Annotated in this window: 25 protein-coding genes; 12 read left to right on the top strand and 13 right to left on the bottom strand. The window is 63.5% G+C overall.

What is annotated here, in order from left to right:
• Window positions 1-143: 143 nt before the first annotated feature.
• Window positions 144-773 (top strand): MBL fold metallo-hydrolase, encoded by a 630-nt coding sequence (locus GGR00_RS01210; RefSeq protein WP_184697303.1) that lies wholly within the window; start codon window positions 144-146, stop codon window positions 771-773.
• A gap of 76 nt (window positions 774-849) precedes the next feature.
• Here the strand turns inward: GGR00_RS01210 and uvrA are convergent, their stop codons facing one another.
• Together uvrA and GGR00_RS01200 are read right to left on the bottom strand one after the other, a co-directional pair.
• Window positions 850-3,771, bottom strand: a complete 2,922-nt coding sequence (gene uvrA, locus GGR00_RS01205) for an excinuclease ABC subunit UvrA (protein WP_184697300.1) — start codon at window positions 3,769-3,771, stop codon at window positions 850-852.
• Window positions 3,772-4,488: 717 nt separating this feature from the next.
• Window positions 4,489-5,154, bottom strand: a complete 666-nt coding sequence (locus GGR00_RS01200; RefSeq protein WP_184697297.1) for a hypothetical protein — start codon at window positions 5,152-5,154, stop codon at window positions 4,489-4,491.
• Window positions 5,155-5,444: 290 nt separating this feature from the next.
• Between GGR00_RS01200 and GGR00_RS01195 the strand changes: the two genes are divergently transcribed.
• The 5 genes from GGR00_RS01195 to GGR00_RS28490 all read left to right on the top strand — a co-directional run bounded on the left by GGR00_RS01195 (window position 5,445) and on the right by GGR00_RS28490 (window position 7,969).
• Window positions 5,445-6,185: an aspartate/glutamate racemase family protein gene (locus GGR00_RS01195; RefSeq protein WP_343065504.1), complete on the top strand. Its 741-nt coding sequence runs from the start codon at window positions 5,445-5,447 to the stop codon at window positions 6,183-6,185.
• A gap of 3 nt (window positions 6,186-6,188) precedes the next feature.
• Window positions 6,189-6,614, top strand: a complete 426-nt coding sequence (locus GGR00_RS01190; RefSeq protein WP_184697294.1) for a DUF1801 domain-containing protein — start codon at window positions 6,189-6,191, stop codon at window positions 6,612-6,614.
• Window positions 6,560-6,976, top strand: a complete 417-nt coding sequence (locus GGR00_RS01185; protein WP_184697291.1) for a phosphatase PAP2 family protein — start codon at window positions 6,560-6,562, stop codon at window positions 6,974-6,976. Before GGR00_RS01190 ends, GGR00_RS01185 begins: the two co-directional genes overlap by 55 nt.
• A gap of 263 nt (window positions 6,977-7,239) precedes the next feature.
• Entirely contained in the window at window positions 7,240-7,818 is a 579-nt protein-coding gene (ssb, locus tag GGR00_RS01180) for a single-stranded DNA-binding protein (protein ID WP_055976820.1), read from the top strand.
• A gap of 19 nt (window positions 7,819-7,837) precedes the next feature.
• Window positions 7,838-7,969, top strand: a complete 132-nt coding sequence (locus GGR00_RS28490) for a hypothetical protein (protein WP_280137963.1) — start codon at window positions 7,838-7,840, stop codon at window positions 7,967-7,969.
• On the opposite strand, the gene GGR00_RS01175 is transcribed toward GGR00_RS28490, so the two are convergent.
• The 8 genes from GGR00_RS01175 to GGR00_RS01140 all read right to left on the bottom strand — a co-directional run bounded on the left by GGR00_RS01175 (window position 7,964) and on the right by GGR00_RS01140 (window position 16,094).
• The gene (locus GGR00_RS01175) at window positions 7,964-8,275 is read right to left on the bottom strand and encodes an iron chelate uptake ABC transporter family permease subunit (protein ID WP_280137968.1); all 312 of its coding nucleotides are present in this window, start codon (window positions 8,273-8,275) and stop codon (window positions 7,964-7,966) included. The two genes, GGR00_RS28490 and GGR00_RS01175, sit on opposite strands and share 6 nt — an antisense overlap.
• A gap of 76 nt (window positions 8,276-8,351) precedes the next feature.
• Window positions 8,352-9,038 carry a GntR family transcriptional regulator gene (locus tag GGR00_RS01170; RefSeq protein ID WP_184697288.1) on the bottom strand — a complete coding sequence of 229 codons (687 nt, stop codon included), beginning with the start codon at window positions 9,036-9,038 and terminating at the stop codon, window positions 8,352-8,354.
• Window positions 9,039-9,062: 24 nt separating this feature from the next.
• Window positions 9,063-10,226, bottom strand: a complete 1,164-nt coding sequence (locus GGR00_RS01165) for an alpha/beta fold hydrolase (protein ID WP_055976811.1) — start codon at window positions 10,224-10,226, stop codon at window positions 9,063-9,065.
• A 7-nt stretch (window positions 10,227-10,233) separates the two neighbouring features.
• Entirely contained in the window at window positions 10,234-11,352 is a 1,119-nt protein-coding gene (locus tag GGR00_RS01160) for an ABC transporter ATP-binding protein (protein WP_184697285.1), read from the bottom strand.
• Window positions 11,349-12,470 carry an ABC transporter ATP-binding protein gene (locus GGR00_RS01155; protein ID WP_210314934.1) on the bottom strand — a complete coding sequence of 374 codons (1,122 nt, stop codon included), beginning with the start codon at window positions 12,468-12,470 and terminating at the stop codon, window positions 11,349-11,351. Before GGR00_RS01155 ends, GGR00_RS01160 begins: the two co-directional genes overlap by 4 nt.
• Window positions 12,470-13,381, bottom strand: coding sequence for an ABC transporter permease (locus tag GGR00_RS01150; protein WP_210314933.1), 912 nt, complete (start codon window positions 13,379-13,381; stop codon window positions 12,470-12,472). The genes GGR00_RS01155 and GGR00_RS01150 overlap by 1 nt, the downstream gene beginning before the upstream one ends.
• Window positions 13,378-14,343, bottom strand: a complete 966-nt coding sequence (locus GGR00_RS01145; RefSeq protein ID WP_082496607.1) for an ABC transporter permease — start codon at window positions 14,341-14,343, stop codon at window positions 13,378-13,380. The genes GGR00_RS01150 and GGR00_RS01145 overlap by 4 nt, the downstream gene beginning before the upstream one ends.
• A 125-nt stretch (window positions 14,344-14,468) precedes the next feature.
• Window positions 14,469-16,094, bottom strand: a complete 1,626-nt coding sequence (locus tag GGR00_RS01140; protein WP_184697282.1) for an ABC transporter substrate-binding protein — start codon at window positions 16,092-16,094, stop codon at window positions 14,469-14,471.
• A gap of 256 nt (window positions 16,095-16,350) precedes the next feature.
• On the opposite strand from GGR00_RS01140, the gene fahA reads away from it, so the two are divergent.
• The 3 genes from fahA to GGR00_RS01125 all read left to right on the top strand — a co-directional run bounded on the left by fahA (window position 16,351) and on the right by GGR00_RS01125 (window position 19,478).
• Window positions 16,351-17,622, top strand: coding sequence for a fumarylacetoacetase (fahA, locus tag GGR00_RS01135; protein ID WP_246441268.1), 1,272 nt, complete (start codon window positions 16,351-16,353; stop codon window positions 17,620-17,622).
• Window positions 17,622-18,473, top strand: a complete 852-nt coding sequence (locus GGR00_RS01130) for a fumarylacetoacetate hydrolase family protein (protein ID WP_184697278.1) — start codon at window positions 17,622-17,624, stop codon at window positions 18,471-18,473. Before fahA ends, GGR00_RS01130 begins: the two co-directional genes overlap by 1 nt.
• A 111-nt stretch (window positions 18,474-18,584) precedes the next feature.
• A complete protein-coding gene (locus GGR00_RS01125) occupies window positions 18,585-19,478 on the top strand; it encodes an HNH endonuclease (RefSeq protein WP_055976796.1) in 894 nt (297 codons plus the stop codon).
• Between the two features lie 65 nt (window positions 19,479-19,543).
• On the opposite strand, the gene GGR00_RS01120 is transcribed toward GGR00_RS01125, so the two are convergent.
• Both GGR00_RS01120 and GGR00_RS01115 read right to left on the bottom strand, forming a co-directional pair.
• On the bottom strand, window positions 19,544-20,134 hold the full coding sequence (locus tag GGR00_RS01120; RefSeq protein ID WP_246441251.1) for a nucleotidyltransferase domain-containing protein: 591 nt from the start codon (window positions 20,132-20,134) through the stop codon (window positions 19,544-19,546).
• Between the two features lie 51 nt (window positions 20,135-20,185).
• A complete protein-coding gene (locus GGR00_RS01115; protein ID WP_055976792.1) occupies window positions 20,186-20,815 on the bottom strand; it encodes a MarC family protein in 630 nt (209 codons plus the stop codon).
• 252 nt (window positions 20,816-21,067) lie between these two features.
• Between GGR00_RS01115 and gyrA the strand changes: the two genes are divergently transcribed.
• Window positions 21,068-23,845, top strand: coding sequence for a DNA gyrase subunit A (gene gyrA, locus GGR00_RS01110; protein WP_184697272.1), 2,778 nt, complete (start codon window positions 21,068-21,070; stop codon window positions 23,843-23,845).
• Window positions 23,846-23,957: 112 nt separating this feature from the next.
• On the opposite strand, the gene GGR00_RS01105 is transcribed toward gyrA, so the two are convergent.
• On the bottom strand, window positions 23,958-24,110 hold the full coding sequence (locus GGR00_RS01105; protein ID WP_183260992.1) for a hypothetical protein: 153 nt from the start codon (window positions 24,108-24,110) through the stop codon (window positions 23,958-23,960).
• A gap of 200 nt (window positions 24,111-24,310) precedes the next feature.
• On the opposite strand from GGR00_RS01105, the gene coaD reads away from it, so the two are divergent.
• Both coaD and GGR00_RS01095 read left to right on the top strand, forming a co-directional pair.
• The gene (coaD, locus tag GGR00_RS01100) at window positions 24,311-24,811 is read left to right on the top strand and encodes a pantetheine-phosphate adenylyltransferase (RefSeq protein ID WP_055976787.1); all 501 of its coding nucleotides are present in this window, start codon (window positions 24,311-24,313) and stop codon (window positions 24,809-24,811) included.
• A gap of 17 nt (window positions 24,812-24,828) precedes the next feature.
• Window positions 24,829-25,416, top strand: a complete 588-nt coding sequence (locus tag GGR00_RS01095; protein ID WP_055976784.1) for a peptidylprolyl isomerase — start codon at window positions 24,829-24,831, stop codon at window positions 25,414-25,416.
• Window positions 25,417-25,437: the final 21 nt, after the last annotated feature.

The following is a 25,437-nucleotide window of genomic DNA, read 5'->3' as shown; positions in this document are numbered from 1 at the left end:
TTGCGTCGGCGTGAGCAAAGTGGCAGGCCAAGCGCGTTCGGAATGGACCATGACTGGCGCGCCAAGCCCACTCTTTTCCCGCCGGTGATCGCGGACATGCGCGGCCTGGCAGGCAGCGTGCAAATGTCGAAGGAGATGAAAAGATGAGCGCCCATGCCTCCATCACCATCACGCCAATCCTCGTTGCCGAACTGAGCGTCGAAGGCGAGAGCATGCCGGTCTATGTGCACGTCATCGACCATCCCGATGCGCGGATACTGGTCGACACCGGCATGACGGAGCTGCACCCGGCAGTGGTCGCCGCTTTCGACCCTCGCCTCTATCCACTGAGCAAGCAGGACTTCGACCTCGACGGCATCGATATCGTCATCAACACACACCTGCACGCCGACCATTGCGGCGGCAACCACCTCTTCGCCGGCAAGCCGTTCTACGTCCAGCGGCGTGAACTCGAAGACGCGCACAGCGATGAGAACGAATACCCCATTCGTGAGTGGGTCGATGCACCCGGCGTGCAGTATGTGCCGGTCGACGGCGAACTCGAGCTGCTTCCCGGGCTCCGGCTTGTCCCGGCGCCGGGCCACACAGCCGGCATGCAAGTCGTCGTGGTCGAGACTGGCGGGCGCCCGGTCGTCGTTGGCGGCGACGTGGCGGTCTGGTTCGGCGAGCTTGACGAGCCGCGCAGCGAAGGCCAATTGCGGGTGCTCGCGCTCGACCCCGAACTGGTCTGGCTCGCGCACGAGCACGAGCCCTGGCGACCCCAGACGACATAAGGCCGGCGCCGTCTGGGCTGGCAGGCAAGATGAGACCTCGCCCTGGCGCAAGCCGTAAGGCGCGCCGCGCCGATTGCTACTCCGCTGCCTCCCGCTTGCCGCGCGGGCGGCGTTCCAGCAGTTCCCTCAGGAACTGGCCGGTGTAGCTGCGCGGTTCGGCGACGATGTCTTCGGGGCGGCCCGAAGCCACCAGTTCGCCGCCGCCGTCGCCGCCCTCGGGGCCGAGGTCGAGCACCCAGTCGGCGGTCTTGATGACCTCGAGATTGTGCTCGATGACGACGACCGTGTTGCCCTGGTCGACCAACTCGTGCAGCACCTCGAGCAGCTTGGCGACGTCGTGGAAATGCAGGCCGGTTGTCGGCTCGTCGAGGATGTAGAGCGTCTTGCCGGTGGCCTTGCGCGACAGCTCCTTGGCGAGCTTGATGCGCTGGGCCTCGCCGCCGGACAGCGTATTGGCCTGCTGGCCGATGTGGATGTAGCCGAGGCCGACCTGGTTGAGCGTCATCAGCTTGTCGCGCACGACGGGAACGGCGGCGAAGAACTCGACGCCTTCCTCGACCGTCATGTCGAGCACGTCGGCGATCGACTTGCCTTTGAACAGCACGTCGAGGGTTTCGCGGTTGTAGCGCTTGCCGTGGCAGACGTCGCAGGTGACGTAGACGTCGGGCAGGAAGTGCATCTCGATCTTGATGACGCCGTCGCCCTGGCAGGCCTCGCAGCGGCCGCCCTTGACGTTGAAGGAGAAGCGGCCCGGCTGGTAGCCGCGCGCCTTGGCCTCGGGCAGGCCGGCGAACCAGTCGCGGATCGGCGTGAAGGCGCCGGTGTAGGTCGCAGGGTTCGAGCGCGGCGTGCGGCCGATGGGCGACTGGTCGATGTCGATGACCTTGTCGAGGAATTCGAGGCCCTCGATGCGGTCGTGCTCGGCCGGGTGCTCGCGCGAGCCCATGATGCGGCGCGACGCGGCCTTGAACAGCGTCTCGATCAGGAAGGTCGACTTGCCGCCGCCCGACACGCCTGTGACGGCGGTGAAGGTGCCGAGCGGGATCTCGGCGGAGACATTCTTGAGGTTGTTGCCGCGTGCGCCCACGACCTTGATGCGCTTGTTCTTCTTCAGCTCGCGGCGCTGGGCGGGGATGGCGATCTCGAGCTCGCCCGACAGGTACTTGCCGGTGATCGAGTTCGGGTTGGCCATGACCTGCTGCGGCGTGCCCTCGGCGATGATTTCGCCGCCATGGATGCCGGCGGCCGGGCCCATGTCGACGACATAGTCGGCGGTGATAACCGCGTCCTCGTCGTGCTCGACGACGATGACAGTGTTGCCGATGTCCCTGAGGTGGCGCAGCGTGTCGAGCAGGCGGGCGTTGTCGCGCTGGTGCAGGCCGATCGACGGCTCGTCGAGGACGTAGAGCACGCCGGTGAGGCCCGAGCCGATCTGCGAGGCGAGGCGGATGCGCTGGCTTTCGCCGCCCGACAACGTGCCGGAGTTGCGCGACAGCGTGAGATATTCGAGGCCGACATCGTTGAGGAAGCGCAGGCGCTCGCGGATTTCCTTGAGCACTCGGACGGCGATCTCGTTCTGCTTGTCGTTGAGGGACGCGGGCAGCGCCTCGAACCAGGCATTGGCCTTGCGGATCGACTGCTCGGTGACCTCGCCGATATGCTTGCCGCCGACCTTGACGGCGAGCGACTCCGGCTTGAGGCGGTAGCCTGAACAGGCCGGGCAGGGCGTCGCCGACATGAAGCGCTCGATCTCCTCGCGCATCCAGGCGGATTCGGTTTCCTTCCAGCGGCGCTCGAGATTGGGGATCACGCCCTCGAAGGTCTTGGTCGTCTTGTAGGAGCGCAGGCCGTCGTCATAGTTGAAGGTGATTTCCTTGGTGCCGGTGCCGCGCAGGATGGCTTCCTGCGCTTCGGCAGGAAGGTCGCGCCAGCGGTCGCCGAGCTTGAAGCCGTAGACCTTGCCGAGGGCTTCCAGCGTCTGGGTGTAATAGGGTGAGGTCGACTTGGCCCACGGCGCCACCGCGCCCTCGCGCAATGAAACATGGTCTTCCGGCACGATCAGCAGCGGATCGATGGCGCGCTGGTTGCCCAAGCCGTCGCAGGCCGGGCAGGCGCCGAACGGGTTGTTGAACGAGAACAGACGCGGCTCGATCTCGGGAATGGTGAAGCCAGAGACGGGACAGGCGAATTTTTCCGAGAACAGAATGCGTTCGTGGGTTTCGTTCGCGCTCTTGTTGACCGAGTCAGCACCTGTGAGGCTGGCGTCGAGCGGCTTGTCGGCGAATTCGGCGACGGCTAGGCCCTCTGCGAGCTTGAGCGCGGTTTCCATCGAATCCGCAAGGCGCGTGGCGAGATCCGGGCGGACGACGATACGGTCGACGACGACGTCGATGTCGTGCTTGTATTTCTTGTCGAGGGCCGGTGCGTCGCCGATCTCGTAGAAGGCGCCGTCGATCTTGACGCGCTGAAAACCCTTCTTCTGGAGCTCGGCGAGTTCCTTCTTGTATTCGCCCTTGCGACCGCGGACGATGGGGGCGAGGATGAACAGGCGGGTGCCCTCGTCGAGCGCCAGCACGCGGTCGACCATCTGCGATACCGTCTGGCTCTCGATCGGCAGGCCGGTGGCCGGCGAATAGGGCACGCCGACGCGCGCGAACAACAGGCGCATGTAGTCGTAGATCTCGGTGACGGTGCCGACCGTCGAACGCGGGTTGCGCGAGGTCGTCTTCTGCTCGATCGAGATCGCCGGCGACAGGCCGTCGATCTGGTCGACGTCGGGCTTCTGCATCATCTCGAGGAACTGGCGGGCATAGGCCGACAGGCTCTCGACATAACGGCGCTGGCCCTCGGCATAGATGGTGTCGAAGGCGAGCGACGACTTGCCCGAGCCGGACAGGCCGGTCATGACAATCAGCTTGTCGCGCGGCAGGTCGAGATCGACGTTCTTGAGATTGTGTTCGCGCGCACCGCGAATGGAAATGTACTTGTGATCGGCCATTGCCGCGCCGCCGCCTCAAATCTGGAATTGCCCGGAGTGGCGGGTGTGCCCGACCATTCCCTCATGTAGGTATTTTCGCCGCCCGGTCGAGAGGCAGCGCGATACACCCCGCCCTGCGTTTAAGCGCCTTTGGCGGGCAGGGGCAAGTGAAAAGAACAAAGGCCGAACGGGCTCCTGACAACGGTATGGCAGGAGCCATGCCGGAAACGTGGCGGACGAAAGCCGGACTTCGATCACATTTTTCGCCTCTAACAATGTTGTGGTTGACGTAGCGGAATCAGGGATGCAAACTCCTGAAGTCGCCTGAGGCCGAGCCTCCTTGAGGGCTCCTCACCATGCTACGGTCGGTCTGCGAGACGCCGCAGACACGCGAGTTGAGCAGCAGGTGTACAATTGGCGCAACTGACGAAGGAGCTAGGCATGACTCCACCGGACAGCCCCAAAGGGTTCCGCTAAAAAAGACGGAACCGCGGCAGGCGCAGGTGCCAGGCTTTCCCTTGTGAAACGCCCCGCAAACCGTGATCTGGCGATCCCCTACAATCTGAGACCATGGTCGGATCCGTGGCCCCGAGCCACTATGAGTCCGAGAGAGAAAAGCCGGTAAACCACTCCCGGCAGTCAAGGGTACAACCCGACAACAAGGCCCCGTGCGCTCCTGGGAGCGGCGGGGCCATATTTTTTAGTCGGGGTTCGTTCAAAAGAGTGCTGGTGAAGTGATCAATCAGGACCGTAGTGGTCCGCAAGGCGTTTCAGTTCCACGGCGAATTCTCTGCAACTTCTTGCTATCGTCAGGGAGTTGAGAGCTATTTTAGGCCAGTGCTCTTCGAGTTTTTTGCCGAAATCAGTTTCGGTCTCGGCTAGCGTTTCGCATAGGCCGATAGTTGTGCGCGCAGATATTTCAATTCTCTTTTCGAGAGATTCGAAGCTAAAGGCCATCGCGCTACCAAAAAGTGGCTTTGCATCAATGATTGCGTCAGCGCGTAAATAATCGATTATAAAATTCATTGCTTGGGCAATGTTGATTGCAACACGGCGATTTATGTCGATGTCTCTATGTGCTCCAAGTTGTTCTACTCGCTCGGAGATTATGTTGGAAGCATATTCCAACTTATCGGCATACGGGAACGCCGCTCGTTCTGCCCGGAGCCGATCTGCTCGTAGATTGAGCAGCATCAACTCCTCGTGTCGCTGTTGCTGCATGGAGTCGTTGCGACGCATTTCACCAACGGTCCACGCGGCGGCGGCGACGGCAAGAATGCCAGCAATGAGAGTCTGCCATTCGCTGAGGTATTGGTCGGTTGCGCTGACGTCGGAGAACATGCCACCAAGGCAAAAGCCAATGATGATAAGGACAACGATATCAGCAATCTTCCGCAGGTTCATGTCCTTTGCCCACTGTTGTGATGACAGACTAGTGTGCAGTCGGATACCTGCAAGGATGTTCTGCTTCTCCGTTGATGCTTCCCACAACTACTGGGAATTGGCGGCTATCTGGACGCCCATCCTGCCTCCCTTTACTTTGGAAGCCGCGCTGGCCTCGCCGTCGCCGGACGGTTATCGTCAGTTACCTTTCGAACGGAGGGGGTCTCAGCCTGCTGTTGGACTTAGTTTTCGGCTGACCTCAAAACTAGATTGTTCTGCCCGATGGCAGTTGCAGGCTTGGAAGGGGACACGTGGCCGGACGCCAGACACAACTCATCGGCTTGATCGGGGGCATGAGCTGGGAATCCAGCGCGCTCTATTACCGCCTGATCAACGAGGCCGCGCATCGCCGGCTCGGCGGGCATCACAATGCGCGGTCGCTGATGTTCACGCTCGATTTCGACGAGTTGAACGACCTTGCCGCCAGGGGGGAGTGGGAGCGGGTCGCCGAGGTGATCATCACGGCGGCGCGGCATATCGAGGCGGGAGGTGCTGCTTTCGCCATGCTGACGGCGGTGACGGCGCATTATGTTGCCGACAAGGTTGCCGCCGCCATCAGGATCCCGCTTCTGCACATCGCCGACCCGGCCGGGCGGACATTGCAGGCGGCCGGGCACAAGCGGGTGGGGCTGCTGGGCACGCGCTACACGATGGAGCTGGGTTTTTTCGGCGAAAGGCTGGAGAGACAGTTCGGCATCGAGGTGCTGGTGCCGCCTGAGGACGAGCGCACGGCGTTGCACCGCATCATCATCGACGAGTTGACACTCGGCGTGGCGAAGCCGGAGTCCAGGGCAGTGCTGCTGCACCTGGCGAAGGGGCTGCAGGCCCGGGGTGCCGGGGCAGTGGTTTCGGCCTGCACCGAGCTGCCGTTGCTGCTTGCCATGGAGGATTATCCGGTGCCTGCCTATGACGTGGTCAAGCTGCATGCCGAAGCCGCGGTCGACCTGGCGCTTGGCGGCGGGCCATCTGCATCACAAGAGGATCGGGGCTGACACATGGCGCCACCACCCGTGCCGAGGACGATCATCGAGGCGCTTTCGCGCCATCCTGAGGCGGTGCAGGCCCGGCTGCTCCACATCCGCGGCCTGATCTTCGAGGTGGCGGCGGAAACCGCCGGCGTCGGCCCGCTGACCGAAACGCTCAAATGGGGCGAGCCGGCTTACCTGACGGAGGCCAGCGGCAGCGGCTCGACCGTGAGGCTGGGCGTGGCAAGATCCTTTCCCGGCAAATGCGCGGTGTTCTTCAACTGCAATACGACGCTTCTCGAGACCTTCCGCTCGCATGTGGGCGGCGAGCTGGAATTCGAAGGCAACAGGGCGGTGATCGTGCCGGCGGAGGCGGCCATTCCGAAGGCTGCTCTCGCATCTTGCCTGCGCGCGGCGCTGACATATCACCAGCAGAAAGCCGGCTTCAGGCCATAGAATGGCAGGTCGCGGCGCGGCAAGAACGTTGGTCCGTCAGGGGTGGTCTACTGGTTGCAGGCAGTTCGTGCAGTGCTGCGTCAGATGCCTGCCAGCAAAATTGCTCCTTCGTCTCGGGAGAGGCGTCCGCCATCGCCTGTCTCGCCTGTCTCTTGCCGCTCTGCTCGCAGCAGGCCAGGGGGATGCTCATCCTGCCGATCGGGTTGATCATCGTCACGGCGAGCATGCTGCGCGTCGCATTCGGCCGCCACTTCTTTTCCGACGTCGTCCTTGGGGCGCTTTTGACGCTGGTCGTGTTCTGCCTCCTGGCCTGGGCCTGCGAATATCTGGCACGCGGCAGCCGGGCGTTGAGCCCGAGATAGCCAGCGACGCTTGGGCCAGGGCGGCGCGCTTGCCCGCAAGGTCAGGGGCGGGCGATCGGGGCATCGACGGCGGCTGGTCTCCTTCCCGCACGGCCCGCTTGCCAAATCGAGCCAAACGCTATAGAACAAAATAGGAACAAAAATGACTTGTGGACTGCACGAGGAATTCCGCCCACAGGGGGCGCGGGCGGACGGTGCAATGGGCTAGTGTGCGCCCTCACATTTTCCTGGAATTTGGTTTCGGACGAGCGCGGAGCGGTGTCATGGCAGGTAGCGTCAACAAGGTCATTCTGGTCGGCAATCTGGGTGCGGACCCTGAAATCCGTCGGCTCAATTCGGGCGAGCCGGTCGTCAACCTGCGCATCGCGACCTCGGAAAGCTGGCGCGACAAGAACTCGGGCGAGCGTAAGGAAAAGACCGAGTGGCACCAGGTCGTCATCTTCAACGACAACCTGGCCAAGGTCGCCGAGCAATATCTGAAGAAGGGCATGAAGGTTTACATCGAGGGCCAGCTCCAGACCCGCAAATGGGAAAAGGACGGCATCGAGCGCTACACCACCGAAATCGTGCTGCAGAAATTCCGTGGCGAGCTGCAGATGCTCGACGCACGCGGCCAGGGCGGTGATGCAGGCTATGGTGGCGGCCAGGTCGGCTATGGCGGCGGCCAGGGTGGCGGCGGCTACGGTGGCGGCGGACGCGGTTCCGACTTCGGCCAGTCGAGCCCGACCGACAGCTATGGCGGCGGTCGTGGCGGCTCGGGCGGTGGTGGCCGCGGTGGCCAGGGCGGCGGTGGAGCGGGCGGTGGCGGCTCGCGCGACCTCGACGACGAAATTCCGTTCTGATCCCTGTGTGAAGCGGGTGATGGACTTTGCGTTGCTTGAACGCGCCGACGTGCATGCCGCCTATGCAGACAACAAGGTCGGCGTGATCCTCGGAACGCAAAACTCACTTATGGTGGAGGGTGATGTCGCGCTTCTCGGAGCAGCGTCATAACCAGGAAGTCTTCGCACGCAGAAGCAGGACGATGAACAGTGGCGCGCCGATGACGCTCGTGACGATGCCGAGCGGCGGTTCCATCGAGCTGGCGGCCCTGGCGATATCGTCGACCATGAGCACGAACAGGGCTCCCGCGACCATCTTCACGGGGAGCATGCGATCAAAGCTGGGGCCAACGAGCATACGGGCCATGTCGGAAATGACGAGCCCGACCCAGCCGACAATGCCTGAGATGCTGACCGCCGCTCCGGTCATCAACGTCGCCGACAACACCAGCGGCATGCCGACGCTCACGACATTGATGCCGAGATCGCCAACGATGCCTCTTCAGCTTCGTTGCTTTCTCCCTTAGCGACCCCAACCGTGTTGATGCACCGGATCAAGTCGCGGTTTCGGGTTCGTACGTCCAGTCGACATCGGCGCCACGCGTCGAACGGTTGAGGCCGATTCGTCGGTAGTTGGCCCGCGATGCGAGCAGATGCGACGCCATCGCCGCCTTGGCCCATTCCGCGTCACGCACGCCGAAGGCGTCCAGTACCTCGCCGTGCTGGCGGTTGCTGCGGATCAGTTCTTCCCGCGTCCAGTTGTTGAAGGTCGGGCTGACCACGGGCTTTCGGGCTACCAGGTTTACCAGTTCGGCAAAGACCGCACTGTCGCCCTGCGCCCAGATGACCCGATGAAATCTCGCGTTCAGGTCGCGGTAGCGTCGCCGGTCGGGTTCCGAGGAGTGGACGACCTCGTCCATTTCCCCATGCAGTCGGGCGAGGTTGTCGAGGAAGGCCTGGGTCATCCTCTCCATCGCCATGCCGACGGCGATCGGCTCGAGTGCGGCGCGAGCCGTGAAGATGTGTATGACCTCGTTGGGGTCGAGATCGACCACCACCGCCCTGCGGTAGGCCTCGCGGCGTATCACTCCCTCCGCTTGCAGGCGGCGCATCGCTTCCCGGATCGGCGTGCGGCTGACGCCCAGGCGGACGGCCAGCTCGCTTTCGGGCAGGACGTCGCCTCCCAGATAGGCGCCCTCGGCGATCAGCGCCCGGATCTTGCCGTAGATGTCTTCAGCCATGAACTGCACCACCTCGACAGGAACTTATCCCAGCCCTTTGGCCCGCACCCAGTCGGATACAATCCTGGTCGCCGAAGCAAGTTCCGCAGGCTGGTTTACGAAATAGTGGTTCGCACCTTCAACCATTTTTTGTTCGCGATCGCTGGAGCCGACGGCGGCGAAGATGCGTGTGGTATGCGGCTGCGGTACGGCGTCGTCGGCGCCGCATTCCAGCGCCAGGAAAGGCACTGTCACGCCGCGCGCCGTCACGAGGGAGTCGGCGCGGCTGTGATGAGGCGACCATTGCGACAGCCAGCTCCGCAATGTCGATACCCGGCCCAAGCCTACCGGTCCCGAATTCACGGTTTCAGGATTGCCAAGATAGGTCCATCCAGGCTTGCGGCCGTTCGGATCGATCGTGGGGTCGAGAAAGCGGGGATCGGCCATGGTACGATGGGTGACGAAGACCCGCTCGACCTCCCCGCCGCCACGCCGGCGCAAGGTATCGAGCGTCTCCAGCACCCTGTCGGTGATGCGCGCCATGCGCGCCCGCTGGGCGGCGCGATACCGGGCGACGAACTCGCCGGGAAAAGGCTCGTCACGGCTCTTCATCGCCGGAGCATAGAGATCAAGTCCGGTGTCCCTGTCGTCGGGGTTGTCCTCATTGCGCACCGAGCCGTCCAGCCACTCGGTCAGCAGCAGGGCGCGCGATGAATGGGCGGCGAGACTGACGACGCCGTCGGCCGCAATCAGCCCGGCGCCCTTCACGTCCACCGGATCACCGGCCGGGGTCTCGGTGATCGTCGGTCTCTCGGCCTGCGACTGGTAGAGCATGGTCAGCGAGCCGCCACCGCTCCAACCGCAGAGCACGATCTTCTCGTATCCCCATTCCTCCTTCGCGGCCCGTATCCACGCGCCAAGGTCGAGCAGTACGTTCTCCATGATGAGGGCGGTATCGTTGCGCTGGTAGCGGCTGCCGGCGCACAGCACGTGGTGCCCCGCACCAGCCAAGGCCCGCGGCAGCGGAAGGAGTTGCAGGGTGGAAGCCGGATGCATGAAGATCAGCAACGTCCTGGATGGGGAGCCGGGGCGGATCAATATCCCTTCCAGATGCGTCAACCCCTGCGAACCGCTGAAGCCATAGGTCTCGGTGAAGGCCCGGTTGGCTGCGAAGGCGACATGTTTCCAGTCGAAAATCAGTTCGGTCATCGGGGTCTCAACTGCTTGCTTGTGCGAGGGTGCCGGCATCGGTCACCTCGGTGATGCGGCCCCATTCCGGGCGTTGAAGGTCGGGAAACCGTTTTGCACCTTCACTTCCGTAGATGTGGCAACGGACCCGCTGGCCAGCCGGATGTTGCCCCAGCTCGGGTTCGACCGCGCGGCAGAGATCGGCGACATACGGGCAACGCGACGAAAACCGGCAGCCTTGGGGTACGTTCATTGGTGAAGGGACGTCGCCCCGAATTTCAGCGCGCCCTGCCGTGTCGCCCGGGTCCATCCGCGGGATCGCCGCCATCAGCCTTTGCGTATATGGATGCAGTGGCGCGGAGAGGATGTCTTCGGCCTTGCCCTCTTCCACGATGCGGCCGAGATACATCACCGCGACATGGTCGCAGATATAGCCCACCGTCGCGATGTCATGGGAAATGTACAGGATCGCCAATCCAAGCTTGCGCGAGAGCTCGTCCAGCAGTTCCAGCACGGATGCCTGGATGGACACGTCGAGCATGGACACCGGTTCGTCCGCGACGATGAAGGTCGGCTCGAGCACCAGGGCGCGCGCGATGGCAACGCGCTGTCGCTGTCCGCCGGACAGGTCGGAAGGGTATCTGTCGATGTTGTCCACCGCCGGGATGCGTACGAGATCGAGCGCGCGCACGACGCGTTCACGGCGTTCGGCTGCATTGCCGATGTCGTGGATCACCAGGGGCTCCTCGATGACCTGGCCAATGGTCAGGCGTGGGTTCAGCGAGGAGTAGGGGTCCTGGAAGATGATCTGCGCCTGACGGCGGTAGTCTTTCAGCCTGCGCCCTTCCGCCCTGGTGATGTCGTCGTCGAGATAGAGAATTCGGCCGTCGGTCGGCTGGTACATGCGTACCAATGACATGCCGAGCGTGGACTTGCCGCAGCCGGATTCGCCAACGAGCCCGACGATTTCGCTTTTCCGAATGCGAAGATCGACGCCGTCGAGCGCCTTCGCGGTGGGCGGCTTCACGCCGGCCAGCGCGCTGAAGATGCCGCTCCGGCCCTGAAAATGGGTCTTCAGGTCGCGTGCCTCGACGATGGGCCTGGCATCGGGGTCGATGGCCGGGCGACTGGTGTGAAGGTCGCTCATGCGCCGGCTCCCAACTTGCGCCAGGTTTCAGGTCGCGCCGCGGCCTCGCGGAATTCGGGCGCACGATCGATGTAGTGGCAGGCGGCCGACTGTGCGCCGACAGCGGTGACGGCGGGCGCTTCGATGTGGCAGCGCTCGGTCGCGAAAGGGCAACGCCCCGCAAAGCGGCACCCCGGCGGCGGCCGCAGCAGGTTGGGCACGATCCCCGGTATCGAGATCAGCGCCTGGCGCGGCTGCCCCTTGACGGGCAAGCGGGGAAAGGCGTTCTGCAGACCCATGGTGTAGGGGTGCAACGGGCGGGCCAGCACGTCCGTCGTCGGTCCCTTCTCGGCCACCTTGCCGGCATACATGACCACCGTGTTCTCGCAGGTTTCCGCCACCACGGCGATGTCGTGCGTGACGAGGATCATGGAGCGGCGCATATGCTCGTGAATGCCGCGGATACGCGACATGATCTGCGACTGCATGATCGGGTCGAGCGCCGTCGTCGGCTCGTCGGCCAACAGCATTCCGGCGTTCAGCGCCAGCGCCATGGCGATGACGGTGCGTTGCCGCATGCCGCCCGAGAACTGGTGCGGAAAATCGTGGAGCCGCGAGGCAGGCAGGCCGACGAGTGCGAACATTTCCTCGGCACGGGCCCAGGCCGTCGCCCTCGATACGCTCTCATGTGCCTGGATCGCCTCGCAAATCTGGTCGCCGATGCAATAGACGGGGTCGAGCGAGTTCATGGCGCTTTGCGTTATCAGCGAGATCTTTGTCCAGCGGACGTCCTGAAGCGCGCGTTCGGACAGCCCGAGAATTTCCTGTCCATCGAGCAACGCCTGTCCCGAGACCTTCGTGCCCTCCGGCTGCAGTCCGATCAAAGCCTTGATCACCGTGCTCTTGCCGCAACCGGACTCGCCGACAAGGCCGAGATTGGTCCCGGGCTTCACCTCGAAACTGACGTCGTCGACGGCGTGGAAGGGGCCGCGCGCAGTCGAGTAAGCGATGGACAGCTTCTCGACGCGAAGGTGCGCCGCCGGCTTGGCGGCGAGCCTGTCGTTCAGCGTCGCCAATGCCTGCATCGTTGCGGGCGAAGCGGTCCGGTTTTCCGGCGTTGCGAGGGATGTCGAAGTCATCAGCGCCTCCGAAGCCGGGGATTGGTCTGTTCCTCATAGGCGCGGCCGATGAGGTACAGCGAGGAAACCAGCAGCACCAATGCCAAGGACGGGGGAATGACCCACCACCATGCGGTCCGCAGATTGCCGGACGAAAAGGCGGTGTTGAGCATCTGGCCCCAACTGATGACAGTTGGATCGCCAAGGCCGAGGAAAGACAGGCTGGCTTCCGTCAGCACGGCGAAGGCAACCGACATCGTCACCCAGAGGAAGATGACGCGGACGATGTTCGGCAAGATGTGGCGCATTATGATGTGAAGGTGCGAGGCCCCGGCCGCCCGCGCCCATTTCACATACACGCGCTCACGCTCTGTGAGCACCGCCGAGCGGATGATGCGCGCACCGTTGCGCCAGAAAAGTATGGTGATGACGAGGATGATGTTCTCGACGCTGGGGCCGAGCAACGCCACCGCGACGATCGAGAAGGGAAGGGTGGGGATCGACAGGGCGACATCGGTGATGCGCATCAGCACGTCGTCGACATAGCCGCCGAAGTAGCCGGAAACGACGCCAAATATCGTCGAGATCAGACCGACCGCCACTGCCGCAACCAGCCCGACCAGCAGCGCCACGCGAAAGCCGTGGAGGAACTGGCTGAGCACGTCGTTGCCGAACGACGTGGTTCCGAGCAGGTGCGCGGACGAGGGTGGCGCAAGCCGATTGAGGCGGCCGCTTTCGGTCATCATCGCCTTGAAGGGCTCGTATGGCGCGATCCATGGCGCGCTGATCGCGATGACGACGAAAAGTAGCAGCACCGCGAGCCCGACCACGGCGAAGCTGTCGGTGGTGAGCAGGCGCAGCGACTGGCCCATTGCACCCAACAGGCTGCGCCCCCTGATTGCCGCGGCGTCGGGGGAAGAAGGCTGGTTCATTTGTAGACCACGCGCGGATCGAGTTTGCCATAGACGAGGTCGGCGGCGAGATTCGCCAGCACGATCATCACGGCCAGCAGGAAGAAGGCGGCCTGAGCCACCGGGTAATCCTGCCGGGTGACGGCCAGCACCAGTTCGCGCCCCACACCCGGCCATGAGAAGACGATCTCGATGACCACGATTCCGGCGATGGTTTCGGCGAGCGCCGGAAAAAGCCAGGTGATGAGAGGCAGCATCGAATTGCGCGCCGCGTGCCACGCTACGCGGCCCTGCGACACGCCCTTGGCGCGGACCAGTTCGATGTAGTCTTCGGTACGGTTCTCCACCACGCCTGAGCGCATGAGAAGCAGGTTCTCGGGCATGAAATAGATGATGACGGCGATCAGCGGCAGGGCCAGGTGATGCAGGAAGTCGAGCGTGAAGTAGCGGGCAAAGCCGACGTTCTGTCCTGGGTCGCCCATGCCGAATCCGGGGAACCAGCCGAGCGTACTGGAGAAGACGGTCAGGAGCGCGATGCCGATGACGAAATTGGGCACGCCACGGATCACGGTGGCCAGAAAGATACCGGTCCGCTCAAGCTTGCCGCCGCGCCTGGCCCAGCCGACCGCGGTGCCGATGGCCGCGCCGAGAGCTGCCCCGAGAAGGAGCCCGGGAACCGCGATCCACAGCGTGTTGATGATCAGCGGGGTCAGCACTTCCCACACCGGCTTGCGGTAGAGGAACGACGAGCCGAAGTCGCCCACCAGAAGATTGCCGAGATAGGCGACGTACTGGTCCCAAAGCGAGCCGGTCAGGCCCCACTGCTCCAGAAGTGCGTTGCGGGCCTCATCGGACAGTCCGCGTTCCAGCAGGATGGCCGTGGGATCGGCGGGCATCACGCGGAACATGAAGAACATGATCGTGGTGACGGCCCAGATGACCAACACGCTTTGGGCAAGTCGGCGGAGAATATAGGCGCGCATGGCAGGCTCCAGTCGCTTCGGGCTGGCAGGTCTCGGCTAAGCAAGGCAGTGGTGGTTGCCCCGCCCATCCTAACGTGAGGACGGCGGGGCAGGCCGCCGACATCGTCGGCGACCTGTTTCCTCGGTTACTTCTTCGGGTAGTGCAGGCGGCCCTGCGCATCCCAGCCGTAACCGGCCTGTTCCAGTGCCGCCCTGGCAGCCTCGATGTCGAAGGTGATCTCGGGAAGATCGGCGTTGTACCACATGCCCAATTGCTTCGGCACGGGACCTTCGCCTGCCGGGACCGCGAAGCCCAGCCAACCTTCGACGGCGGCGCGCTCTTTTGAAGTTGCCACACGCATCGCCTTGCGGAACGCGGGATCGGTGAACGGTGCCTTCTGGTTGTTCAGCCAGACCAGCATCGATCCGTGCGAGGGAATCTCGAGGAAATCGAGATGGTTGTTCTGCGTCGCCAGGTCGCTCATCGCTGCGACAGGCAGCACCATCGTTGCGATATCGCCGGTGCCCGACAGCATCGCCGAGCGGATCGCATCCGCCTGGCCGAGGGCGAGACGACGGACCCCGTCATATCCCGGTGCCTGGAAATGCTCCTTGAAGGTCTCCAGTTCGTGTATCTCGTTGATGCGCCACGTCTTGAACCTGAACGGACCACTGCCGATGGCGACGCCGTCGGCGACGACGTCACGCGCTACCATGTCGCCTTCGTAATTGGCCCAAAGGTGCTCGGGCAGGATGAAGGCGTAGGGCAAGACCGTGGTGACGAAGGACGCGTCAGGCGTCTTGAGCTTGATGTTGAAGGTCAGGTCGTCGACTTTCTCAGCCCCTGCCAGATTGGCTATGCGCGACGACATCGCCGGCGGCTGCAATTCGACCACCTTGTTGATGGTGAAGACCGCATCGTCGGCGGTGACAGCCTCGCCGTCGTGGAAGGTCATGCCTTGGCGCAGCGTGATCTTGACATTGGTCGGTTCGGTGAACTCCCAGGAAGCCGCGGCCCACGGAATGGTCTCGCCCTTGGAATTGTTCTTTGCGAACGTGTCGTAGACGAACCGCAGCCAGCCGACAGCACCTTCTTCCGCCAACGGATTGTAGGTGGTCACATCTTCGTAATGGGCCCAGTCGAACCAGCGGTCGTCGGTCTTCGGCTTCGCCGACAGCCACGGATCGATCAGGCCTTCATGTGCCGCCACAGGCGCCGGCGACGTGACGTTTTCCCATTTGTCGCTGTTCCAGACCATGCCGTAGACCGTATTGGTGGCCGGCCACCACGGCATCGTGTCGTAGAAATGCTGCTGGGCCTGCTTCACCGCGGCGATGCGCTGGGTCTGATCGACCATCTCGCGCTGTTCGCGAACCTTGGCGGAGTAGGCTTCATCGCACCACTTGGCACCGTTGCGCCGCGCGCCGCAGGCGCCCAGGTCGTGTAGCCAGTAGGTCGGATCAACGCGATCCGGGTCGGCCCCCACGGTGAACACGGCCATGTCCTCCAAGCCGCCGCCGACCATGATATTCGAGATGAAGGTGCTGAACTGCACCGGCTGCATGCGGAACGTCAGGCCAAGCTTGCTCCACTCTTCGCTGAGAACGCGAGCAGACTGCTCGTACATCGGCCCCATGTCGGCCGCATAATAGGCGATCTGCAGATCGGGCACGCGCTCGCCCAGTTCCTGGGCTGCGGCAACATTGCCGAACGCGGCAATTCCGACTGGCAGCCACACAGGCAGTGCCAGCCTCCTGAAGGCATTTTTCATAACGTCTCTCTCCTCCCGAGCATCAGTCTTCCGCGCTCCACAGTCCTTCCCTCAAAAATACCTGACAGTGCAAAAGAGACGGAGTCGGTCATCTGTGCGACGTCAAAAGTGTATACGTTTAATCTGGCTGTCAATCAGTTTTCGCTTGATTTTGGAGATGTATTGGGAAAAGTGAATGCAATATGGGTGGGGCGTGCGGTGGAGAAGACAGCGGCATGCACGTGTCGTCCTTCGGAATGCTGGGGAGGAATTTGGCTTGAGACGATCCTGGGTTGCTGGTGCGAACGAGCCGTCAGGGGATTTTCCCCTCGCCAATCTGCCTTACGGCGTGTTCAGCGAAGAGGGGCGCGCTCCCCGATGCGGCATTGCAATCGGCACGATGATCCTGGACCTCGCCGGGGCGGAGGAGGCCGGTCTCCTCGGCAGCGGCGGACATGGCTTTGACCAGCCTGCGATCAACCGCTTCATGGCGAGCGGGCCGGAAGCCTGGGCGCGGGTGCGGGCGCGGCTCACGGAATTGCTCGCCGAGGACGGCGTCGCCGACCTTCGGGAGAATGTATCACTTCGGGAGCGACTGCTGATCCCGCAGGAACTGGCCCGAATGCATCTGCCGATCGAGGTCGCCGGCTACACCGATTTCTTTGCCGGTAGACAGCACGCGTTCAATTCCGGATCGATCCTGCGCGGCCCGCAGAATGCCTTGACGCCGAACTGGCCGCACATGCCCATCGGTTACAACGGGCGGAGCTCGACGGTCGTCGTCTCCGGAACACCGGTGCGCCGCCCGCTTGGGCAGACCCGGCCCGACGGAGTCGACATGCCCCTGTTCGGGCCATCGAAGCGCATGGACATCGAGGTCGAGTTTGGCGCGATCGTCGCCACCGGGACCGAATTGGGCGACACCCTGACCGTTGCGCAGGCATGGGAGCATATATTCGGCTTCGTGCTGCTCAACGACTGGTCGGCTCGCGACATCCAGCGCTGGGAAGGCCAACCACTCGGCCCGTTCCAGGCCAAGGCCTTCGCCACCTCGATCAGTCCGTGGGTCGTGACCCGTGCGGCGCTTGAGCCCTTCCGCTGCTCGGGTCCGGAGCGCGACCTGCCGCTGCTTCCCTATCTCCACGAGCCGGCCGAATATTTCTTTGACCTGACCCTGGAGGCGCATCTGACGCCGCCCGCAGGGCATGCGAGCCGGATCGTGCGGACGAACACCAGGTATCTCTATTATTCCGCCCCGCAGCTCCTGGCGCACCACGCCATCGGCGGATGCCGGATGGAGACGGGCGACCTTCTCGGGTCGGGTACGATCTCCGGCCCCGAGCGTGGCAATTTCGGCTGCCTGATGGAACAGACATGGGGCGGCCGCGACGAGGTCGCGCTCGAGAATGGTGGTGTTCGCAAGTTCCTCGAGGACGGCGACAGCGTCACCCTGACAGGGTGGGGCGAGGTCGATGGCCTGCGGATCGGTTTCGGCCGGTGCGAGGGACAGATCCTGCCGGCTCCGACCACAATAGGAAAGGCATCCTGATGCGTATTTGCCGTTTCAACGACAACCGTCTTGGCCTCGTGCGGGGCGCGTCGGTGTATGATGTTTCCCCCGTGCTCGACAGCCTGGCTCAGCACCGCTACCCGCTGCCCGACCACGATCCGCTGGTGGCCGCGCTGCCCGAGCTGCGGCCGAGGATGGAGGAACTGGCCGGCCAGGCCGCGCCCCTGGCGCTCGACGGCGTCCGTCTGTTGCCGCCGGTGGCTTCGCCGCGCAAGATCGTGGCCGCGCCGGTGAACTACCGCCTGCATCACGACGAGGCGCTCGCCGACGCGACCATCCATCACGGCACCAACATCCTGCCCATCGACAAGGCAGGGCTCTTCCTGAAAGCCACCAGTTCGCTCATCGGCGCTTCCGATGACGTGGTCATCCGCTTTCCCGAGGCCCGCAACGACCATGAGATCGAGCTGGTGGCGATCATCGGCCGCCGCGCCGACCGCGTTGTTCGGAAGGACGCGCTGTCATACGTGGCGGGCTATTCCATCGGCCTCGACATGACGGTGCGCGGCACCGAGGAGCGCAGCATGCGCAAGTCCTGCGACACCTATTCGGTGCTGGGGCCGTGGATGGTCACCTCCGACGAGATGCCCGATCCTTCCGCGCTGGAAATGGAACTGACGGTCAATGGCGAGATCCGGCAAAAGACCTCGACGTCCAATCTCCTTCGCGATGTCGCGGCGCTGATCGAACGCGCCTCGTCCTTCTACACGCTGATGCCCGGCGACCTGCTCTATACAGGTACGCCGGAAGGGGTTGGTCCGGTGAAGGCGGGTGACACGATGGTTGCCCAGATCGCCGGCATCGGGAGCATGGAGATCAACGTTCGTTGAGCGTGCGGCGAGGCTGCCGCTCGATTCGGCTGAATTTCCGCAACTCTGTGCCGAAGAGCGTTCCTGAATGGAAGCCTCGCGAATCCTCCCCGTTGTCGCTATTAAGCGAGAATGGGATTCGGGGTCTTTATTCACAGGTCGGATTCGATCTACGATGACAGTCCTGCTGAGCGTTACCAATTCCCAGCCCAGTACTTGGGCAGGGTTCAGCGGTGTGTTGGCGACTGGATCGTTTACTACGAACCGCGCAAAGTTGTGGGTACCAGGGGCTATTTTGCCGTAGCCAAGGTGCAGCAGGCCATTCCAGATCCGGGTGCGCGCGGTATGTTCGTCGCCATCATAGAGCCTGGCACCTATCTTGATTTTGCGAATCCTGTCCCGTTCAGCGGCGCCGACGGTGTCGTTGAGCGCGGGCTTCTGAATGACGCAGGCGCAATTTCCGGCCGCGCGCAGTCGGCGGTGCGGCCGCTTGTTCCTGCTGATTTCAGCCGAATCGTGTCTTTGGGGATCGATCAAGCGGAATCTCTGCTTCCGCGTGTCGACCTCGCCGATACAGGGCTGTCTGAAGAGCAGACGCCGTTCATTTTCGAGGAGACCCGGGAGCGTGTTCAATTCTTGACGTCCCGGATCGTACGCGACCGCGTTTTCCGACAGATCGTCCTGCGGGCCTATGATGAACGCTGCGCGATCACCGGACTGAAGCTGATCAACGGTGGTGGGCGAGCGGAGGTAGCAGCGGCCCACATTCGCCCTGTCGAGGCAGGCGGGCCAGATGTCATCAATAACGGCATTGCATTGTCAGGGACGGCGCACTGGATGTTTGACCGGGGCCTGATCAGTCTGGCCGACGACCTCGAAATCTTGATCTCACGCCAGGCGAACGATCCAGAAGGCATCCAGGGTGTCGTCAATCGTACTGGCCGGGCGATCGGCCCGCAGCGTTTGTCCGACCGGCCGCACCCACACTTCCTGCAATGGCATCGCGAGCACTGCTTCAAGCACTAAGAAAAGCGGCGTCCGGCCGCTCACTGCGGATGCAAGATGCTCCCGAGCCACCGCATCGGTCGGATCTACAACATCCCGGCCCATTCATGCCTGGGATGGCTGATGTCGAGGCACGTCTTCAGCCATTCACGCTCTGGCTTTTCCAGTTTCGGCAAAGCCTGCTCGAAGTCGAATTCATCCTTGGGGCGTCGGTATTTGGCCTTGAACAGCAGGATCGCTGCCGGCTTCAGATAGGGGATGCCGTCGGGCGTCCTGCCGACGATCCCGGTCCGCTGCCTGACGATCGCCGGATCCCGCTTGTAGACCCACCGGCCCGGCGTTCCGTCCTCGATCATCATGTCCACCCGCCAGCAGCGTTCAGCGACGTCCTCGCACCAGATCTGCGAGATCGCCGGCGGCGCATCCTCGTTTGCAGGCAAGCGTTCGACGATGCCGTTGCCGGCCGAGTGGAACTCCATGCCTTTCAGCGCCTGGCGGAAGATGTGCTGGTCGTGGCGCAGCACGGTGAATTCGAGGTCCTCGTGTTCGCGGGTCTGCTGCCCATGCCACAGGTCGAGCGCCCAGCCGCCGACGATGCACCAGGGCTGCGAGATGCCGGCGAGGCGCTGCGCCAGTTCGGCCGGATGCCAGGGACACCATGCATCGTGGTCAAGCATCGCTCGTTCGGTCATGCCGGGGTGATGTCAGGTTGCGCGCCCAAGCGCAATTCACATCGCGATCAATGCCTTGATGCCGTCGGCGACGAACTGGACGGCCAGCGCTGCGAGGATGACGCCGAGCAGGCGGGTGAGGATCGAGCGGCCGGTCTGGCCGAGGAACTGGTCGATGCGCTCGGCCAGGATGAACACCAGATAGGTCAGCGCCAGGCAGGCGAGGATGATCAGCACCAGCGCCAGCTGGCCAGCCCAGCCCTGGAACGAGCCGGACAGCAGCACCGTGGCCGAGATGGCGCCGGGGCCGGCGATCAGGGGGATGGCGAGCGGGAAGGCGGCGATGTTGTGGATGTGGTCGCGGGTGATGGCGACGTCCGATATCTTCTCCTTGCGGTCCTGCCGCTTCTCGAAAACCATCTCGAAGGCGATGAAGAACAGCAGGAAGCCGCCGGCGACGCGGAAGGCCGGCAGGGTGATGCCGAAGACGGTGAGGATGGCGGCGCCCGCGATGGCGAAGACGGCCAGCACGATGAAGGCGATGATGCTGGCGCGCATCGATACCTGGAGGCGCTGCTCGCGGTTCATGCCGCGGGTGACGGCCAAGAACAGCGGTGCCAGCCCCGGTGGGTCGATGGTCACGAGAATGGTGACGAAGGCATTGAAAACACTGTCGAAAAACGGCATCCGATGTCTCCCCCGGCGGATGCAGGCTAACCCGGGGCGGCCGGCAATGCCAGAGCCCTTGCGCAGGATTGGCGCGCGATGCGCGGACAAAGCCCCAGGATGCTGCCGGACAGACTGTCGCGGATCGGGTCGCGGTGCCTATCCTTTTGATTTCTAGTGCAAAATCAGCGTTGGAAAAGCGCGCCTGGAATTGGTCAATTGCGGGCCGTTCCTATATAAGGGGCAAATGATTCCCAACATGCGTGATCAGAGTTGACCGACCAGAAATCACCGCGCGGACCTGACGGTCCCTCCGGCATCGAGCCGATTTCCATCATCGAGGAGATGCAGCGCTCCTATCTCGACTACGCCATGAGCGTGATCGTGAGCCGCGCGCTGCCCGACGTGCGCGACGGCATGAAGCCGGTGCATCGCCGCATTCTCTACGCCTCGCATGAGAGCGGCTACCACTGGAACCGCAAATATGTGAAGTCGGCGCGCCCCGTCGCCGACGTGATGGGTAAGTACCATCCGCACGGCGACGCCTCGATCTATGACGCCCTCGTGCGCATGGCCCAGGACTGGTCGATGAGCGTGCCGCTGATCGACGGGCAGGGCAATTTCGGCTCGATCGACGGCGATCCGCCCGCGGCGATGCGCTACACCGAAGCGCGCCTGACCAAGGTCGCGCACGAGCTGCTCGAGGACATCGACAAGGACACCGTCGATTTCCAGGATACCTATGACGCCTCGGGCCAGGAGCCGCGCGTGCTGCCGGCACGCTTCCCGGCGCTGCTGGTCAATGGCGCCGGCGGCATCGCCGTCGGCATGGCGACCAACATCCCGCCGCACAACCTGGTCGAGATCTGCAACGGCACCATCGCCGTCATGGAGAACCCGGCGATCGACCTGCCCGAATTGATGGAGATCATCCCCGGTCCCGATTTCCCGACCGGTGGCCTGATCCTCGGCCGTTCGGGCATCTACAACGCCTATTCGACCGGGCGCGGCTCCGTCGTCATGCGCGGCAAGGTCAACATCGAGCAGAGCCGAGGCGACCGCGAGGCGATCATCATCACCGAGGTTCCCTTCCAGGTGAACAAGGCGACGATGATCGAGAAGATGGCCGAGCTGGTGCGCGACAAGCGCATCGAGGGCATCTCCGACATTCGCGACGAGTCCGACCGCCAGGGCTACCGTGTCGTCATCGAGCTGAAGCGCGATGCCAATGCCGAGGTGATCCTCAACCAACTCTACCGTTTCACGCCGCTGCAGACGTCGTTCGGCGCCAACATGGTGGCGCTCAACGGCGGCAAGCCGGAAGTGCTGACGCTGCTCGACATGCTGCGGGCGTTCGTCGCCTTCCGCGAAGAGGTGATCAGCCGGCGCACAAAGTTCCTGCTCAAGAAGGTGCGCGACCGTGCGCATGTCTTGGTCGGCCTGGCGATCGCGGTTGCCAATATCGACGAGGTCATCAAGCTCATCCGCACCGCGCCCGATCCGCAGACGGCGCGCGACCAGCTGATGACGCGGCGCTGGCCGGCTTCCGACGTCGAGTCGCTGATCCGCCTGATCGACGATCCGCGCCATCGCATCAACGATGACGGCACCTACAATTTGTCGGAAGAGCAGGCGCGCGCCATCCTCGAACTGCGCCTGCAGCGCCTGACCGCGCTCGGCCGCGACGAAATCGCCGACGAGTTGAACAAGATCGGCGCCGAGATCACCGATTATCTCGACATCCTGTCGTCGCGGGCCCGCATCCAGCAGATCGTCAAGGACGAGCTGCTTGCCGTGCGTGACGAGTTCGGCGTGCCGCGCCGCACCGAGATCACCGATGCCGGCTCGGACATGGAAGACGAGGACCTGATCCCGCGCGAGGACATGGTCGTGACCGTCAGCCATTCCGGCTACATCAAGCGCGTGCCGCTGTCGCTCTACCGGGCGCAGCGCCGCGGCGGCAAGGGCCGCTCGGGCATGTCGACCAAGGACGAGGATTTCGTTACCCGCCTGTTCGTGGTCAACACGCACACGCCGGTGCTGTTCTTCTCGTCGCGCGGCATCGTCTACAAGGAAAAGGTCTGGCGTCTGCCGATCGGCAATCCGCAGTCGCGCGGCAAGGCGCTGATCAACCTGCTGCCGCTGCAGCAGGGCGAGCGCATCACCACGATCATGCCGCTGCCCGAGGACGAGGCAAGCTGGGGCGAGCTCGACGTGATGTTCGCGACGACGCGCGGCACCGTGCGCCGCAACAAGCTCAGCGACTTCGTCCAGGTCAACCGCAACGGCAAGATCGCCATGAAGCTGGAGGAGGAAGGCGACGAGATCCTCGGCGTCGAGACCTGCACCGACAATGACGATGTGCTTTTGACCGCCGATTCCGGCCAGTGCATCCGCTTCCGCGTCGACGACGTGCGCGTGTTCCAGAGCCGCAACTCGGTCGGCGTGCGCGGCATCAGCATGGGCGATGGCGACCGCGTCATTTCGATGGCCGTCATCGAGCATGTCGAAGCGAGCCCGGCGGAGCGTGCCGCCTATCTCAAGCGTTCGGTCGCCGAACGCAGGCTGGCTGCCGGGATTGCGGCTGGCGAGGACGAGGACATCGCGCTGACCAACGAGGAGGTCGGCGAGGAAGCCGACATTTCCGAAGACCGCTACCAGTTCCTGACCCAGCACGAACAGTTCGTGCTGACGGTCACCGAATATGGCTATGGCAAGCGCTCGTCGTCCTACGATTTCCGCCTGACCAACCGCGGCGGCAAGGGCATCCGTGCAACCGACGTGTCGAAGACGGCCGAGATCGGCAAGCTGGTGGCGACCTTCCCGGTCGGCAACGAGGACCAGATCATGCTGGTGTCGGACGGCGGCCAGGTGATCCGCGTGCCGGTCGACGGCATCCGCTTCGCCAGCCGCGCGACCAAGGGCGTGACCATCTTCAATACGGCCGAGGGCGAGAAGGTGGTTTCGGTCGAACGCATCTCCGAGCCATCGGGCGACGAAGATGGCGACGACGCGCCAAATGGCGATGATGCCGTGGGCGAGGAAGGCTGAGAGCTACGCTGAAAGCGCGGAAAAGCGCGTCGATTCAGGGGGGTAGGCTCAATATTTGAGGAGAAGAAAGCGGCGCCGAAGCGCCGCTTTTTGCCTGGAGGGGCAGAAACTTCTAGCGCGGGACGCGCGGATTGCGCCAGCCGGGAAGCTGAACGCGGGCCGTCTGCACCTTGGTGCGGACGCGATGCGCCTCATGATGGAGGCTGAAGGCGGTGGCGACAAGCATGGCCAGAGTCATGGCCGCGGCGAGCATGTAGATCATCATGGCGCTGTTCTCCTGCTTGAAACAACGGACGAACCTGCATTTGGTTTCATCTGATATACACAGGGTTTATTCACATCCGCTTGAACGGATCCTGAGATTGCCATTCATCGGGCATTCATCTCGTAAACCATTCGGCCTAAGGCGCCGCGCACCGCCGATGTGCGCTTCCACCTTTGGCGCCGATGTTCTAGAAGCAGCGCATGACTGATCGCATCGCCATCTATGCCGGGTCGTTCGACCCGCTCACCAACGGCCATCTCGACGTGCTCAAGGCGTCGCTGGCCGTGGCCGACGTCGTCTATGCCGCCATCGGCATCCATCCCGGCAAGAAGCCGCTGTTTTCGTTCGAGGAGCGGGTGGCGCTGATCGAGGAAGCGACGAAGGCCGAGTTCGGCAAGGACGGAGCTCGCATCAAGGTCGTCGCCTTCGACGGGCTGGTGATTGACGCGGCGCGCAAGGAAGGCGCCTCGATCATGATCCGCGGCCTGCGCGACGGCACCGATCTCGACTACGAGATGCAGATGGCGGGCATGAACGAGACCATGGCACCGGAGCTGCAGACGGTTTTCCTGCCTGCAAGCCCTTCGGTCCGCACGATTACCGCCACACTTGTCCGTCAGATAGCCTCGATGGGCGGCGACATCCGCCCGTTCGTGCCGGCGGCGGTCGCTGGCGCGCTCACGGCAAAATTCGCGAAATAATTCCGGAGTATCGAACCATGCAGCTCAAAAAGCTTGCCTCGTCCTTCGTCGTCCTCGCCGGCCTGCTTGCAGGCTCGGCCGCTGCACTGGCCGCCGAGCCCGAGAACACGATGATCATCACGCTGAAGGGCGGCGACGTGACGGTGGCGCTGCGCCCCGACCTCGCACCCAAGCATGTCGAGCAGATCAAGAAGCTGGTGCGCGAAGGCGCCTATGACAATGTCGCGTTCCACCGTGTCATCGACGGCTTCATGGCGCAGACCGGCGACGTCGAGTTCGGCGACACGAAGGACGGCTACAGCGGCGACCGCGCCGGCACCGGCGGCTCGAAGCTGCCCGACCTGCCGGCCGAATTCTCCAAGGAGAACTTCAAGCGCGGCGTCGTCGGCATGGCGCGTGCGCAGGATCCGAATTCGGCGAATTCGCAGTTCTTCATCATGTTCGACACCGCCTCCTCGCTGGACGGCCAGTACACCATCGTCGGCGATGTCGAGAGCGGCATGGAACTGGTCGACGGCATCAAGAAGGGCGATGCCGCCGCAAACGGCGTCGTCAGCGACCCCGACAGCATGATCAAGGTCCGCATCGCTGCGGACGCCAAGTAATCCAAAACGCAAAGAAGGAAT

It is taken from the genome of Aminobacter aganoensis (assembly GCF_014206975.1).
Classification (GTDB): Bacteria; Pseudomonadota; Alphaproteobacteria; order Rhizobiales; family Rhizobiaceae; genus Aminobacter; species Aminobacter aganoensis.
This window is presented reverse-complemented; position numbering and strand designations above follow the sequence as displayed.